This is a genomic window from Nocardia sp. NPDC050408, assembly GCF_044458905.1.
Classification (GTDB): Bacteria; Actinomycetota; Actinomycetes; order Mycobacteriales; family Mycobacteriaceae; genus Nocardia.
Map to the genome: position 1 here is coordinate 201,121 of NZ_JBITIL010000008.1, position 14,185 is coordinate 215,305.

General features: G+C 63.2%; 16 protein-coding genes and 4 pseudogenes. 11 read left to right on the forward strand and 9 right to left on the reverse strand.

Going from position 1 to position 14,185, the window contains the following annotated elements; translation table 11 throughout:
* Window position 1: 1 nt before the first annotated feature.
* The 4 genes from ACIBJI_RS24415 to ACIBJI_RS24430 all read right to left on the reverse strand — a co-directional run bounded on the left by ACIBJI_RS24415 (window position 2) and on the right by ACIBJI_RS24430 (window position 4,238).
* The gene (locus ACIBJI_RS24415; RefSeq protein WP_397086015.1) at window positions 2-1,381 is read right to left on the reverse strand and encodes an aromatic ring-hydroxylating dioxygenase subunit alpha; all 1,380 of its coding nucleotides are present in this window, start codon (window positions 1,379-1,381) and stop codon (window positions 2-4) included.
* Between the two features lie 50 nt (window positions 1,382-1,431).
* On the reverse strand, window positions 1,432-1,959 hold the full coding sequence (locus tag ACIBJI_RS24420; protein WP_397086017.1) for an aromatic-ring-hydroxylating dioxygenase subunit beta: 528 nt from the start codon (window positions 1,957-1,959) through the stop codon (window positions 1,432-1,434).
* A 70-nt stretch (window positions 1,960-2,029) separates the two neighbouring features.
* Window positions 2,030-2,575, reverse strand: coding sequence for a flavin reductase family protein (locus ACIBJI_RS24425; protein WP_397086019.1), 546 nt, complete (start codon window positions 2,573-2,575; stop codon window positions 2,030-2,032).
* Window positions 2,568-4,238 carry a CocE/NonD family hydrolase gene (locus ACIBJI_RS24430; RefSeq protein WP_397086021.1) on the reverse strand — a complete coding sequence of 557 codons (1,671 nt, stop codon included), beginning with the start codon at window positions 4,236-4,238 and terminating at the stop codon, window positions 2,568-2,570. The genes ACIBJI_RS24425 and ACIBJI_RS24430 overlap by 8 nt, the downstream gene beginning before the upstream one ends.
* 614 nt (window positions 4,239-4,852) lie before the next feature.
* Here ACIBJI_RS24430 and ACIBJI_RS24435 point away from each other — a divergent pair.
* Together ACIBJI_RS24435 and ACIBJI_RS24440 are read left to right on the forward strand one after the other, a co-directional pair.
* On the forward strand, window positions 4,853-5,392 hold the full coding sequence (locus tag ACIBJI_RS24435; protein ID WP_397086131.1) for a CarD family transcriptional regulator: 540 nt from the start codon (window positions 4,853-4,855) through the stop codon (window positions 5,390-5,392).
* An 83-nt stretch (window positions 5,393-5,475) separates the two neighbouring features.
* Window positions 5,476-5,870, forward strand: a pseudogene (locus ACIBJI_RS24440) (excinuclease ABC subunit A); the annotation flags it as partial.
* Between the two features lie 25 nt (window positions 5,871-5,895).
* On the opposite strand, the pseudogene ACIBJI_RS24445 reads toward ACIBJI_RS24440, so the two are convergent.
* Together ACIBJI_RS24445 and ACIBJI_RS24450 are read right to left on the reverse strand one after the other, a co-directional pair.
* Window positions 5,896-6,155: pseudogene (locus ACIBJI_RS24445) on the reverse strand (2Fe-2S ferredoxin); the annotation flags it as partial.
* A 58-nt stretch (window positions 6,156-6,213) separates the two neighbouring features.
* A complete protein-coding gene (locus ACIBJI_RS24450; protein ID WP_397086024.1) occupies window positions 6,214-6,882 on the reverse strand; it encodes a GntR family transcriptional regulator in 669 nt (222 codons plus the stop codon).
* A 129-nt stretch (window positions 6,883-7,011) separates the two neighbouring features.
* On the opposite strand from ACIBJI_RS24450, the gene ACIBJI_RS24455 reads away from it, so the two are divergent.
* The 4 genes from ACIBJI_RS24455 (at window position 7,012) to ACIBJI_RS24470 (ending at window position 9,052) form a co-directional block, all read left to right on the forward strand.
* Window positions 7,012-7,443 (forward strand): VOC family protein, encoded by a 432-nt coding sequence (locus ACIBJI_RS24455; RefSeq protein WP_397086026.1) that lies wholly within the window; start codon window positions 7,012-7,014, stop codon window positions 7,441-7,443.
* Window positions 7,444-7,496: 53 nt separating this feature from the next.
* Entirely contained in the window at window positions 7,497-8,150 is a 654-nt protein-coding gene (locus ACIBJI_RS24460) for an NAD(P)-binding oxidoreductase (protein WP_397086028.1), read from the forward strand.
* 47 nt (window positions 8,151-8,197) lie between these two features.
* Complete coding sequence (locus ACIBJI_RS24465) at window positions 8,198-8,599, forward strand: RidA family protein (RefSeq protein WP_397086030.1); 402 nt, start codon at window positions 8,198-8,200, stop codon at window positions 8,597-8,599.
* Between the two features lie 180 nt (window positions 8,600-8,779).
* A complete protein-coding gene (locus tag ACIBJI_RS24470) occupies window positions 8,780-9,052 on the forward strand; it encodes a hypothetical protein (protein WP_397086139.1) in 273 nt (90 codons plus the stop codon).
* 40 nt (window positions 9,053-9,092) lie between these two features.
* On the opposite strand, the pseudogene ACIBJI_RS24475 reads toward ACIBJI_RS24470, so the two are convergent.
* Window positions 9,093-9,371 (reverse strand): annotated as a pseudogene (locus ACIBJI_RS24475) (carboxylesterase family protein); the annotation flags it as partial.
* Between the two features lie 89 nt (window positions 9,372-9,460).
* Entirely contained in the window at window positions 9,461-9,946 is a 486-nt protein-coding gene (locus ACIBJI_RS24480; RefSeq protein WP_397086033.1) for a MarR family winged helix-turn-helix transcriptional regulator, read from the reverse strand.
* A 614-nt stretch (window positions 9,947-10,560) separates the two neighbouring features.
* Here ACIBJI_RS24480 and ACIBJI_RS24485 point away from each other — a divergent pair.
* The 5 genes and pseudogenes from ACIBJI_RS24485 to ACIBJI_RS24505 all read left to right on the forward strand — a co-directional run bounded on the left by ACIBJI_RS24485 (window position 10,561) and on the right by ACIBJI_RS24505 (window position 13,503).
* Window positions 10,561-11,901: a lipase family protein gene (locus ACIBJI_RS24485; protein ID WP_397086035.1), complete on the forward strand. Its 1,341-nt coding sequence runs from the start codon at window positions 10,561-10,563 to the stop codon at window positions 11,899-11,901.
* Window positions 11,902-12,282: 381 nt separating this feature from the next.
* The gene (locus ACIBJI_RS24490) at window positions 12,283-12,462 is read left to right on the forward strand and encodes a hypothetical protein (protein ID WP_397086037.1); all 180 of its coding nucleotides are present in this window, start codon (window positions 12,283-12,285) and stop codon (window positions 12,460-12,462) included.
* Window positions 12,459-12,878, forward strand: coding sequence for a hypothetical protein (locus tag ACIBJI_RS24495; RefSeq protein WP_397086039.1), 420 nt, complete (start codon window positions 12,459-12,461; stop codon window positions 12,876-12,878). Before ACIBJI_RS24490 ends, ACIBJI_RS24495 begins: the two co-directional genes overlap by 4 nt.
* 99 nt (window positions 12,879-12,977) lie before the next feature.
* Window positions 12,978-13,331, forward strand: a pseudogene (locus ACIBJI_RS24500) (reverse transcriptase domain-containing protein); the annotation flags it as partial.
* Window positions 13,327-13,503: a group II intron maturase-specific domain-containing protein gene (locus ACIBJI_RS24505; protein ID WP_397086133.1), complete on the forward strand. Its 177-nt coding sequence runs from the start codon at window positions 13,327-13,329 to the stop codon at window positions 13,501-13,503. The pseudogene ACIBJI_RS24500 and the gene ACIBJI_RS24505, both read left to right, overlap by 5 nt.
* Window positions 13,504-13,678: 175 nt before the next feature.
* Here ACIBJI_RS24505 and ACIBJI_RS24510 read toward each other — a convergent pair whose 3' ends face one another.
* A complete protein-coding gene (locus ACIBJI_RS24510; protein WP_397086041.1) occupies window positions 13,679-14,071 on the reverse strand; it encodes a hypothetical protein in 393 nt (130 codons plus the stop codon).
* Window positions 14,072-14,185: the final 114 nt, after the last annotated feature.

Below are 14,185 nucleotides of genomic sequence, written 5' to 3' on the forward strand. Positions count from 1 at the left end.
CTCACACTGCGCTTCCGGTGGGATCCGACGTGGGGTGACCATTCTGTTCTTCTGCCGACATCGCCGCCGGCGACGCTTGACCGGGTCCACCCAGATACTGCGCCCAACGACGCCAGAAGCCTCGCATCACCCCTTCCTCCAGAGCCGGGTAGTACTTGACACCCGGCCCGGGGTGATCGTCGACCCGCTTGGCCTCGCCGACCCCGGGAAGTCCCATGGTGTAGTTCGTACGCATACCGACCTTGCGCGCGAACACCGACCGACCGGTCGCCGATATCGACTCCCAAGGCTCGGAATCGTCTTGATCGAACAGTCCGGACGAACCGAAGCTCATGATCACCGCTCGCTGGCTCAGCACCTTGAGTTCCTCGGACATCCCCTTCGGGACCAGGATCCAGTTCACGACCTCGCACGTGTCCGGGCTCGTGGGTTGGAAGAGGCGGAGAACTTTCAGACCCTGCGGCGGAACCGCCGGCGACGGCGGCAACGGGAAGGAGAGAAACGAGAGGTTGGGGAAGACGTTGCCCACGTCGCCGATGGTGTGTCTGGCTGCATCGAACGTGGCGTCGTCCACGAGATCCGGCTTGAACAGGGAATCGACGACCTCGGGGTCGTAACCCCAGAAGCGCGGACCCGGCTTGTCCGGTTGCGACATGAAGTGCGAGATCGCATGTCCGTTCCCGGCCTGGATGTGCCACGCCTTCAGATCGGAATTGTGGAGGAAACCCAGCTCGATCATGGACCGGTGCAAGAACAACGTGTGGTAATCGTCTCCGCTGAAATTCTCGGCGCCGAGCTTCCAATTCGTGTTGAGCATCCACCTTTGCGGCTCACCGATCACCTCCCAGCCATCTGGGGCGATTCCCCACTCCATGTCCAGATACCACTTCATGTCACCGAGATACTCGTCGAGTGTGGGTGCATCCTCGGATAACGACACGAAGATCATGCCGTGGATGCTGGCGACCTTGGCGGCGCGGTAGAGACTCCAGTCGGCCTTGTTCAAACCCTCTTTGCCGTAAGCACGTTTGAATACCGGAGCACCGACCAAGGCACCCGAATTGTTGTACGTCCAACCATGATACGAACACCGGAAGTGCGAGGCGTTGCCCTTCTCCGCTCGACATATCATCGCACCGCGGTGGCGGCAGCTGTCGAACAGAACCCGGATCTCGCCGTCCTCGCTATGAACGAGAACGAACTTGTCCCGGCCGATCTGGCGCTGGACATAGTCACCGCGACTGGGGATCTCACTGTCATGGCCGACGAAGACCCACGACTGGGTGAAGATCGTCTCGAGTTCACGCTGGTGGATGTCCGGGTCCGAGTAGACCCATACTGGTAGAAGACCGTCGTTGATCGACCCGGCGACCTCGTTCACGATGCCATCGACTCGACTGGACTCTGCTGGAGTGTGCATCTTGATCCCTTTCAGAAGAAGATCGCCAAGTTCTTGCTGGCGAGGGTGGTGTGGTCGAGCAGGATCACGCGCCGCTTGAGCCGCAGGCGGTCCGCATCTCGGATCAATTGGTCGTGTCGTTCTCCGAGCAGCAACTCATACGATGTCGAGTCCAGGCGCGAACGGAAGATCAAGAAGTTCGACTTGACGTAGTAGAGGGAATCGTCCGCGACGGTGACGCGAATGTTGCTGACGATCCTTCGCGTGCGCGACGGGGGATCCTCAGCCCAGGCGAAGTCGGTGTCCAGCCTGTCCACTCTCGCAACCAACGAGTCGTAGTCCTCGAATATGTGATAGCCCGACGAACTGAACTCCGAGCCACGGTCCCGCTCGCGCGTGACGCGTATCGGCAACCTGTAGTCGATATCAGGTGTCAGCAATCCGAGCCATTCGCGTACCTGGTTCGCGTCGAGGATCTCCGCCTCGCGCCAGAGCCACTGCATACATTCCCAGGCTTCGGGGATACTCGCATCGCGACCCGTATCCTTCGGATCCATCATGTTTTCCGTTCATTCCGCGCTGTGATGTCAGATTGGTGTTTCGAGCATGTGCGGGCGGTCCGCGAGACACTCACGGTGATGTCGCACGTTCTCCCGTCCCATGCTCGAGGTGTGCGTATGCGCTCCGGTAGTAAAGGAGGGGGCGTGCCTCTGAACGGGCGCCGAGCCCACGGACTTTGCCCAAAATTATGAGGTGATCCCCGCCTTCGTATTCTGTTTCGATCTCGCAGTCGAACCACGCGAGCACACCATCGATGACGGGATTGTCCAGATGGCGCGAGTGATCCCACCGAATGCCGGACCACTTGTCGGTTCCCGAGCGGGCGAACTGCCGGCTCACGCCCGCCTGATCATGTGCGAGTACATTCACACAACACCGTCCCGCGGCGCGGATCACCGGATATGTGGTCGAGGTCTTCGCCACCGAGAACGCCACCAGCATCGGGTCGATCGAGAGGCTGAAGAACGACTGACAGGTCATACCTACCGGAGCACCATCAACTGTTGCAGTCAATACCGTTATACCCGAGCAGAAGTGAGCGACAGCCTCACGGAACTCCACGTCACTGAGTGGCGTGGCGTCGGGCGGAGTCGGGGCGATGGAGGCATCAGGCATCGTCGGCGCCCGCCTGCGGGACGATGGGCAGGATGAGCCTCGAGGGGTGCGCAGGGCCGTGATGAACCCGATGCGTGACCACCGAGGACGAGCACACGTGCCAGGGCAGGTGGCCACGACCGCCGATCTCCGGGTCAGCCGGTGGCCACTGCGCGTGATCCTGACAGGAGATGGACAGCACGATCCGGTGTCCCCTACGGAAGACATTCGCCACCGGACTGAGTTCGATGGCATATTCGTAGACCTTGCCGGGTTCTACGTCCACTTCCTTGTCGTGAGGGTGGTACGGCAACCACTCCCGAGACCTGGACTCGTCCAATGCGCGATGAGACGCCTTGAGAAACCCGCGGGTGAGCTCGGTTCGTGTTCCCTCGGGAGCCACGTCGAGGAGCGAGACGATCCAGTTGGTGTCGGTCGCATCTATTTCACCGTGGAGATAGAGCGCCACCGGACCGACCACCTCCAGGTCGGCGTTCAGTCGGCCGGTGGCGTACTCGAGGGTGTTCACCTTGGGCGTCTCTTGAACCGGTTGCTGCAAGAAGATGTCCGGATGGCCGGCGACGGGTTCCGGTTCGGGAGAGAGCCTTCCGAACCTGCCCAGGAAGTAGTCCGTCCATCGAGTCGCAGGCAACGGCCAGTCGGTGTCATTGCGGAAGCCCTTGCCGCGAACGTGCACACGGACACGAGGCTCGTCCATGACATCGTTCGACTCACCCTTGAGCCAGTGGTCGTACCACCGCACGACTTCGGCGTTGTACTCGTCGTCCATCGGCGCCGCCGCCTCGACCCGACTCTCGATGTACAGCTTCGTCGGACCGGCGATTCCGGCGTAGTTCTGGAATGCCCCACGCAGATGCATGTGGCCGTACGCCCACCAGCCGGACGAGCAGTAGGCCGGAACGGTGATCTTGTCGTACTTGGTGTAGGCGGATCGCTCCCAGTAGAACGGTCCATCCAGCGGCTGCGCCAAGATGTCGAAGAAGGGGGGGAGCCGGTCGGGATTCCGCGCGATGTTCCACAACACCGGGTACATCTTCAGATCGTCGTCGTCCGCGACATCTCTGCTCAACGAGGCGAATTCGTCAGATGACAGGCTCTGGGCCAGTTGCGAAGCCAACCTGCCCCGGGTCTTGAGTGCGTATATCTGCTGAAAGAACGGGTGCAGGATCCCACCATGATGGCTGCCCTCGCGATAGAAGTCGGTCGGCGCATTCCACGGCATGATGGCCTTCAGGTGTGGCGGCTGAGTGGCGGCGACGAGCAGCTGTATTGCGCCGTAGTAGGAGACGCCCACCATTCCGACGTTCCCGTCGGCCCACGGTTGCCCAGCGGCCCACTCGATCAAGTCGTGCCCGTCTCGCGCCTCGTCGGCCGACATCCAGCCGGTGTACTCGCCGTCAGATCGACCGACACCACGCACATCGGCGATCACGTGTACATAGCCGTTGGCGGTGAGGAAGCGCGGGTCACCAGCCTCGATCTCACGCGCATAGACCGGTGACTGCGGGGGCTGTGGCGGAATGGGCAGCGACTGGATGTCCTTGCCGTACGGGCCGAGCGCCACCAGAACCGGGAACGGGCCATCTCCGTCCGGACGGAACACGTCCACACTCAATCTGGTCCCGTCACGCATGGACACGAACACGTCGCGCTCTTCGATCATCCGATTTCCCTTCCGAGGGTGCCGGTCGGCTCCCCGCCGTCACGCATATGAGTTGGCATTCTTCGCTGACACGGTCTGGTCGCACCGGACGACTGGGTCCGCCCTGGCGCACCGATGGGGCCTTGACCTGGGATGATTCCTCCCGTGCGCAGCCGATTACCGTCTATATAGCCTATAATCTATCTGGGAGCGGCCAGAAAAGTCACGGTTTCGACAGATCCGGTTCATCACCCGCCGCTTGCTATAGGCTATATCAGACCGCGTCTGGTCACCTATGGTGAAATCGGGAGACGCCGACTTGCGTTCCGACAGCACCTCGGAGTGCAGCACTTCTCCCACGGTGGAACGCCGGCGTCCGGGGCGATACCACAGCGCCCTTGCTCGTTCGGAGTAACAGAGATCACACCCCCACTGGTGGATGGCGACGTGCAATGATGGACCGGTCGAAAGCCGTGAGGCCGGTGGCCACCAATGTGGTTCAACCCGCCTCATGTTCACCGGAGCCACAGCCGGCCTGACGGTGACAAGGACGTATAGCCGCCCTGCGGGCGGCGGCACCTCCTCGTGGATGACGACGACCCTGCAACGAAGCCGAGTACTTCTTGTCAATCGTCTTGGATCAGCTCCTGGTTCACCCGCATCACGGACCCGGAAGAGTCACCGAGTTCTTCGAACGCATCCGCAATGGTCGCAACGCGATCAGTTACATGTCCGTTTCCATGCTGGATTCGAGTATGACGATCGCGGTCCCGGTAGCCAATGTCGACGTCGTCGGTTTACGGCCCGTCATGTGCCCGGAGGACCTACGCGTGCTGACCGAGCGTCTCCAGTCTCCGTCGCGACCTTCCCGTGGTACTTGGATACAGCGCTTCAAGGACGGCGCGGTGAAGCTGAGTACGGGGCGATTGGTCGACGCAGCCGACGTCGCGCGTGACCTCACCAGACGCTCCACGACGTCCGACCTCTCGTTCGAGGAGAAGCGCCAGTTGCGGTCGGCGCGCCGTCCGATCGTCACGGAATTCGCTCTGGCGCTGGGCATCACGACCGAGCGAGCCGACGAGATCGTGGATTCGATCCTGGCGGGCCAACCTGCGCCGCCGGACAGCTCGGCTTCGGATTCGGTGTCGGCTCTCGGCTCCGAGCACGCCCGCTAGCGGACCGCAAGCCCACCGCGGTGTGGGCCCATCAGGGTTGTTCCGCGACCGTGGCCGTTGCCATCTGACCGAACAGGAACACAGTGGTTGATCGCCTCATCGTCCGCGGCGCTCGCGAACACAACCTGCGAGACATCGAGGTGGATCTACCGCGCGACAGCCTGATCTTGTTCACGGGCCTGTCCGGGTCAGGAAAATCCAGCCTGGCCTTCGATACGATCTTCGCCGAGGGGCAGCGACGCTATATCGAGTCGCTGTCGGCGTACGCGCGGATGTTCCTCGGCCAGATGGATCCTCCTGATGTCGACCTCATCGAGGGGTCGACATCATCGAGGGGCTCTCGCCGGCGGTGTCACTCGAAATCCACCAATCGGAACCCGCGTTCCGCGGTGGGAACGATCACCGAGATCTACGATCACCTGCGCCTGCTCTACGCTCGCGCGCTGCGCACTGTCTTGACTGCGGTTCGGTCATCGCCGCCACATGGGTGTTGAACGCACCCGCATGGTGCGGTTGTCGACCATGCCCAGCTCTTTGTGATCGAGCAGCCGAGTCCGGCGTTGATCGATTCCACGCCGCTGTCGACCTCGCCTTCGCTCACCAACTCGTTGAAGGCGATGGTGAAATCGACATAGGAGACCGGACCCGAGAAGTCGTGGTGGGTGAATTCCGGGGCGAACAGCGTCTTGTGCATGAACTTGAAATGCGCGAAATCGACGCCGTTCTCCATGACGTACTGCGGATGCAGTTCCAACCCCGGCCGGCGCGCGGCCCTTCTCTGATTCGGCCGAGGTTTGGCAGCTGAAGCGCCGACACGCTGGTCAGCCCGGGGTGGTGGTGCCGACGACCAAGTCAACGGCGTGACGGCGGTGCGCCGCGAACAGTTCGAGGGCAGCGTTGGTGTCGCGGTGGCGCAGCGCGGCGACGAGCTCGCGGTGTTCGCGGGGGATGCGGTCGAGGTAGCCCTCGGTAGTCAAGCCGATCCGGGTCAGCAGGAACAGGTGGACCTGGCACCGTATGCCGTCCCATGCGTCGGCGAGACGATGATGGCCCGCGGCGGCGAATATCGCGTCGTGGAAGGCGATGTCGCAGCGCACCATCTCGTGGGCGTCCACCGCGCGCTCCATTATGTCGGCTGTTTTGGCGATGGAAGAGAGATCTTCGTCCGAAGCGCGAGCGATTACCTGGGCGACGGCGAGATCCTCCAGCGCGCCGCGCAGGCTGTCGAGCTCGGCCACATCCTCGGCGGACAGGGTCGTTACCGTCGTCGCACGATGCCAGGCGCAGTGCACTAAGCCTTCGCTCTCCAGTAGTCGTAGCGCTTCCCGCACCGGCCCACGGCTGACGTCCATCTCACCGGACAGCTCCACCTCGCGTAGCTGCGCACCCGGTGCGTAGGCCCCGTTGAAGATGGCCTCACGGATGCGGTCGGCGACCTCGTCGGCGAGACCCCGACGCCGTGCCGGGACCACCTTGCCCTGGTTACTCATGTCCGGACTACACCTCCTCAAGCATTGCCTGAATGTTAACATTCAACTAGTGTCGTAATGTCAACATTAGGGCAATCAGGTCGGCGGTCAGTCGACCTTCCCCGTTCCCGCTATCAGAAGGGCGCTGACGTGACCGTTCTCGACTCCTCGATCCCGCGTTTCCACCTGGCCATGCCCGTCGACGACCTGGACGCCGCACGCCGCTTCTACGGCGAGGTGCTGGGCCTTGAGCAAGGTCGTAGCGCGCAGACCTGGGTGGACTGGAATCTGCACGGCCACCAATTCGTCACCCATCTCGCGCCGGAACGCCCGCAGACCGTGCACAACCCGGTCGATGGTCACGCCGTCCCGGTGCCGCACTTCGGGCTGGTCCTGACAGTCCCGGAGTTCCACAGACTCGCTGAAAGGCTGCATGCTGCGGGCAGCGAGTTCGTCATCGAGCCCTACGTCCGCTTCGAAGGCCAGCAGGGCGAGCAATGGACGATGTTTTTCCTCGACCCGGCAGGCAACGCTCTGGAGTTCAAGGCGTTCGCTGACGACTCCCAGATATTCGCCACCTGACCGCTGACCCATCTCCCCGCCCAACACCCATCACACGAAAGTGGGACGAGCTCATGAAGGTGTTCCAGATCGGCGCGGCTGGTGGAGTCGGCCGCCGCCTCACTCAATTCCTCACCGCCCGCGAGGACGCGGTGACCGGTATGCACCGGGCGCCCGCTCAAGGCGAGACCGTGCGGGAGGGCGGCGGGCTTGCGGTGATCGGTGATCTCATCGGCGACTCGGTCGACGAGCTGGCCCAGAAGATGCGCGGCCATGACGCCGTGGTCTTCTCGGCCGGCGCACACGGCACCGGCAAGGACAAGACCACTCTCATCGACGGCAAGGGCCTGCAGAAGGCCGCCGAGGCGGCTGCCCTCGCCGGGGTGCCGCGGTTCGTGCTCGTCTCTGTGTTCCCCGACGCGCTGCGCGGCGGCGAGGCCGGCGATGGCTTCGAGCACTACATCAAGGTCAAGAAGACCGCCGAGGTGTACCTGACCCGAACCGAGCTCGACTGGTTGATCGTCCGCCCCGGCACCCTCCTGGACACCCCCGGCACCGACCGTGTCACGGCGGGCCCTGCCGTCGAGTACGGCGATGTGCACCGCGATGACGTCGCCGCGTTCATCGACGCCGCCCTGCACGAGCCGCGCCTGAATCGCGTGATCGTCGAACTCACCTCCGGCGACACCCCCATCGCAGAGGCTGTCGCCCGTCTCACGGCCGCCTGACTGCCACACCCGTCCATAACCCGCACCGACAACAAGGCGTAGAACCATTGACCGCCATAGATTCCTACAGCCACGACGTCTCCGGTGAAAAAGAGTTCGGCTTCGCCCAGTCCATCAAGGTCGGCGACACCATCTATGTCTCCGGGCAGCTCTCGCACGACGACGAGGGCAACTTCCTCTACCCGGGCGACTTCGATGCTCAGCTCCAGCAGTCCTACAAGAACTTCGAGAAGGTGCTCGCGCACTACGGCACCACGCGCAACCAGGTCGTCTCCGAGACCCAGTTCATCGTGGACCTACCGAAGTACACCATGGCGATGGCCGCGGCGAACCTGGCCTATTTCGGAAAACACCGACCCACCAGTTCCACTGTCGGCGTCGCTTCGCTGTTCTTCCCCGGCCAGCTCATCGAGGTCAACTTCGTCCTCGACACCCGCTTGCCGGCCTGATCATTGGTGCCGTCATCGCAGGACGGCACGGCAAGATCCCCCATCCTGACCAAACTCCTGACAGAGCGTGGCCATGCGTCAGTCGCAAGGAGACCACGACCGCGAAGCCGCAGTGTCCGCGGCGGCCACCGCGGAGCCCGGCATATATGTCATCAGCCACGGCTTCCATCCCGACCCGAGATGCCGTTACCGCAATGGCCGACAGCCCTGGAGGTCGTCGGCGCCGTCCGCGCGGTGTGGCCCGAGGATCTGCCGATCTTGTTCTGCACCTCGGCCACCGATTGGCTGACCGAGAACCCCGAGGACACTCGCGAGGGCTGGACCGGCGAGGACACCGTCCGCTTCGCTGAGAAGCTGCAGGCCCGCGGCGTCGACCTCCTCGACGTGTCCACCGGCGGCATGGTCCGCGATGCCAGGGTCGTCCCCGGACCGAGCTGTATAACCACACCATGATCGGAAGTTTGGTCGCGGCAGGATGTTCCGGGACATGGACATCGATGTTGAGGCAGTCCTCGCTCGAGCTCTGCACAGCCGGGATCCACGGCAACGGAGGTGATTGCGGGCATTGCGGACCATGCGCAGTGGCTGCGAGCGCACCCGTCCATGACCGGGCGGGCTTCGGCGGTGCGAAACGGTTGACGCCCCCGGTGGCGGCCGCGAACGGGACCCCGAGATACTCGATCACCCCGTCGACGCGCGCGCCTCGGATCACTCCACCGGTAGCCGGACCTTCGTCGGCGGCGACAGTACCCGATGGCTGGGCAGCTGGCACGGACCTGAAATAATTTGTTTTTGTGACAAAAGTAAGTTACAGGGCAGTCGTCGACCCCGGGAGGGATCGGACGAATTGGATCGCGGTAGCTACTCGGCGTCGGGACCACTCGTCAAAATGGCCAGCAACCGCTGTAACGCGGGCAGTGCGGACTCGATCGCAGGCCGGTCGAAGGCGGGGAGCCCGTCGAGAGCTTCGCGCAGCATCTCGGCGCTGGCTCGGTCATACCGGTCGAGCAACTGCCGCGCCCGAGTAGAGGCCATCAGTATCGCGCCACGCCGGTCGGAAGACAGCGGCTTGCGATCGAGCAGCCCCGATTCGACCATCGTCTTGACAAGGTTGCTGATCGTCGACGGCGCCATCCGGAGTTCGCTCGCGGCGCGGGTGGGCGTCAGGCCGTCGGCGGCCACCAGCAACCGCAGTAATTCGATTTGAGGTTCCGGCAGGTCCGGCAACCCTTCGGCGGCCCGCGTGCGACGCAGCACCGCACGCCGCAACGGCCCGAGCAGGGCGCTGAGCTGGGCCTCGAAGTCGGACTCCGGCATCGGTCGAGCTCGCACGGCGATGACATCCATGAATTCATTGTGCACTTGCATCAGACGGGCATTCGTGATTAATTTTGCGGCAAAAGCATTAGCTTCTTGGGCGCTCGCGGCCCCAGCCATCCCAGGAGCCCATTCGATGAGCACCGACCCCACATCTAACCGAGGACCACGGGACACCGATGGCCGAGTTGACCGGCTTGGTGGGCAGCGATTCATCTACCGCTACGACAACGGAGGCGGTATGAGATGGACGTGAAGAACAGCTACACCATCGACTACAGAATCCACTCGAGCATGGTCGGGTCAAAGACCAGCATGCCGACGCCGTCCGCATCGCTGCCGACCACTTCAAGTCTCCGGGACCGAGCCGACCGGCACTCCCGTCGCCGTGAACATCCCGCGCAGCAGCGTCTGCACGGGGTCGTCTTCCCCGCTCGCGTGCACGAGCAACCTCAGCAAACGGTGCTGCTCCAAAACGATTTCCTTGGACCGGATGACCTCCTCTCGCGACCAAAGCCCGACCTACCCGATCCACGACACCAGCGTGTCGCCAGAACTCGGCACATCGTGCCTCTCGTTGCCCGATCGGCCGAACTGTCCGGCGAGCGACCTTCGTTGATCCTTTACCGAGCAAGAGGTTTGTGATGTTCGCTGGAATGCGTCTGGATGTCCGCGGTCGATGGCAGGCCGGGCACAACCCGCTGTTGCCTTCTCAAGACCCTTTCTATCGACCACCGGTGGATCTGGCCGCGCGAAGACCTGGCGCGATCTTGCGGAGCCGCCCCATCGATGTGGCGTTGTTCGGGGTTGTGCCGCAAAAGGTTTCGGCATGGCAGCTGCTGTATCGCAGTAACGACCTGCACGGCCGGCGGGAGGCCGCGGTCACGACTGTGCTACTGCCCCCAGGTGCTTCACCGCATCCCGATCGGCCGCTATTGGCGTTCCAATCGGCGATCGATGCCGTCACCGAGCGCTGCGACCCCTCCTACGTCCTGCAGCGCGGTGCCCGCGCCCGCGGTTCTGTCACGCAGGCGGAATGGTTGCTGGTCGCCGGCGCGCTGCGGCGAGGCTGGGCGGTGAGTATCGCAGACCACGGTGGTCGAGCCGGCAATTTCGGCGCTCCACGCGAGCCCGGCTACCGCGCCTTGGATGGTATCCGGGCCGCCCTGCAGTTCGAGCCACTGAATCTGCACGCCGACACCGCGGTCGGTGTCTGGGGCTACTCCGGTGGCGGGCTGGCCAGCTCCTGGCTCGTCGAGATGGCACCCACCTATGCCCCCGAAATCACCATCGTTGGCGCCGTCCTCGGCTCGCCTGTCGGGGATCCCGGGCAGGTGTTCATCCGGCTCAACGGTGGCCGTTACTCCGGCTTCCCCGCCATCGTGATCGCCGCGCTACGGCCGCTGTACCCGATCCTCGACCAAGTCATCGAGGCCAATCTGGCCCCCGAAGGACACCGACTACTGGCTCGCGCGCAGAAGCTGCCGCCGATTACCGCGCTGGCGCAGCTGGCCAACCAGAGTTTTGACAACTACCTGCACAAACCCCTGGAAGAAATCATGGCCGAACCGGAACTGCAAGGCATGCTGGACGATCTGCGGCTCGGCGGATCCACCCCGCGATGCCCGCTGCTGGTCGTCCAGCCCGTGCGGGACAAGATCGTCCACATCGAGGGAATCGACGCACAAGTCGACCTTTACCGGCGCGGGGGCACCCACGTCACCTACCTGCGCGACCGGTGCAGCGACCACTTCACACTCCTGCCACTCTCGACGCCGATGAGCCTGCGCTGGCTTGCCGACCGATTCGCAGGCGAACAGTTGCCGCCCGCCGACACACACACGGTATGGTCCGTCGCTACGATGGCGCCTGGTGTGCGCGGATTTGCCGAATTGGCTTTGACGGCACTACGCGTCGTGTTCGGCCGACCTCTGGCCGCCGCCCGCGGACCGCTTCGGCGCACCGACCGCGCCGCCGCCGCTTGATACTGCGGCGGCGAAAGAACTTGGCCTGCGAAGGCACGGGCGCACAAGGTAATTCTCAAGGGCATGATGGGCTTTGCCGTTCGCCACGACGTCATCTTTCACAACCCGGTGCTGAACGTCGCTCGTATTCCACGCAACGTTCAACGGCCACGAGCTGCCGACCTCCCGACACTCCACGCACTACGGGAGCAGCTTGAGAAGTGAGTGTCCGGCAGTGCAGTAGCGGGCACCCCCGCTAATACCCGTGGTCCCCGCCGATCCCGCATCGTTCTTGATGTCGCCGATGTTCTTCTGGGCGCGGACCCTGCGTGTCAGGCTGAGTTGAGTCCACTGGTTCACAGCAAATCGGCCTGACGCGGGGCGAGATAGGATCAACATTTCATGACCAGCATGACGGCCTCGAGCTGGGACCACATCACCGCCCTGCTGGCCGACCCACAACTGATCCACACCGAGATCGACAAACGCCTGCAAACCGCGAAACATCCGATCCCGTTGTCGCTCAACACAAACGGCTCGAAACCGCACTGGCCAAAGCGCGTTCGGGCATCGCCGGGATGATCGAAGCGTTCGGCGAACAACTGATCACCATCGACGAGCTGCGCGCCCGCATGCCCGACCTACGCGCCCGCGAAACCGGCCTGCGCAACCAGATCGACGCCCTCGACGCCCAGCTCGCCGACCGCGACGCCTACCTCGCACTCGCCGCCGACCTGCAAGGCTTCCTCGCCCAGCTCAACAACAACGCCGAAACCACGACCGTCGACGAACGCCGCCGCGTGCTGAAACTGCTGGTCAAAGACGTCCTCATCGGACCCGAAAAGATCACCATCCGCCACCGCATCCCCATCCGCGAACGCACCAGCAACGGCACCCCCTCGACCGGCAACACCGACCAGGAGGGCGAACATTTCCAACTGCGTTGGGGGCGTATTGTCGCCGCTCTTGGCCAACATCGCCTTGTCGGTGATGGATGACCACTATCAAGCCAAGTGGGACGCCTTCGCAATCGGGACCAAGTACCCGAGGGCGAGGCGTGAGGGCGTCTGCACCGACGCGGGGGCTCGACATTCCGTATGGTCCGCTACGCGGACGATTTCGTGGTGCTCGTACACGGCGCGCGTGAGCACGCCGAGCAGGCCCGCGAGGAGGTTGCGCGGGTGCTCGCGCCGATGGGTCTACGCCTGTCGGATGCGAAAACCCTAGTGACGCACATAGATTCCGGTTTCGAGTTTCTCGGGTGGCGCATCCAGCGGCGCACCAAGGCCGGGACCGCACGTAGGGTGATCTACACCTACCCGTCGAAGAAGTCGCTCAACGCGATCATCGGGAAAGTGCGGCGTATCACTCGCCGCCGTGGATCACCGTATCATTCTCTGCACGAACTGATTTGGTACCTGAACCGCGTGGTTCGGGGCTGGTGTAATTACTTCCGACACGGGGTTCTCCACAGCCACCTACCGCTATCTCGACGACTACGTCTGGAACGCTGTAGTCCGGTGGCTGTATGCACGACACCCGCGCCTGGGTTGGCGGAAAATCAAGCGCCGGTTCCTCACCGCAGGAGCGCCGCCAGGCTGTGGGTGGCCCTGTTCGTCGTAGTCCTCAGCACCCATCGGGTACTGGGCCGAACCCGACCATCCAAGGACTCCCCGATCCGGCTCAGCTCTGGCGACGATCGAACCGCTCAACTCGACATCGACCGTGAAGGATTGCCAATCAATGGTGTTCAGATCCACGGGCTGTGGTAACGCTTCGCCCACACCAGATTCCGACACTAACCTGCCTCGATGTTTCTGCCGTTCGATCGCGGGCCGGCCAGTCTGTCGAACAGGTGCTCAAGTGTCTCGAGGGCGGTCTCGATATCGAGGCAGTATCGCAGCTCCCGCATGATGCGTCCGCGAAACGGTGCCAGCTGTTGCGTTTCGACCGCTAGGACGTGGTCGAGGTTCCATACTTGGCGACCACTTGCTGTGATCTCGGTGCGGGGACCGAAAAGCGACTCCAAGTCTTCCTTGCGGTAGCCCAACAGGCGTAGGTCCACCTCGGAGATCATGCCCGCCTCAGCCAGGTCCCCGTCGTCGCTGACGTGTTCGGTGGTACCGCGATATTCCGCGATGATCCGTTCATCCTCGAGATCGGAACCACGGACGTCGAAATTGCCGGACATAACCAAACCCCCATGAAGTTCCGGACGGGCCCTTCCCGCCCCTGCCTGCCACCGAAATCTACAGTGCGCCAACCAAATACACCAGAAATTGCCGAGTCCGTGATGCTGGTTACA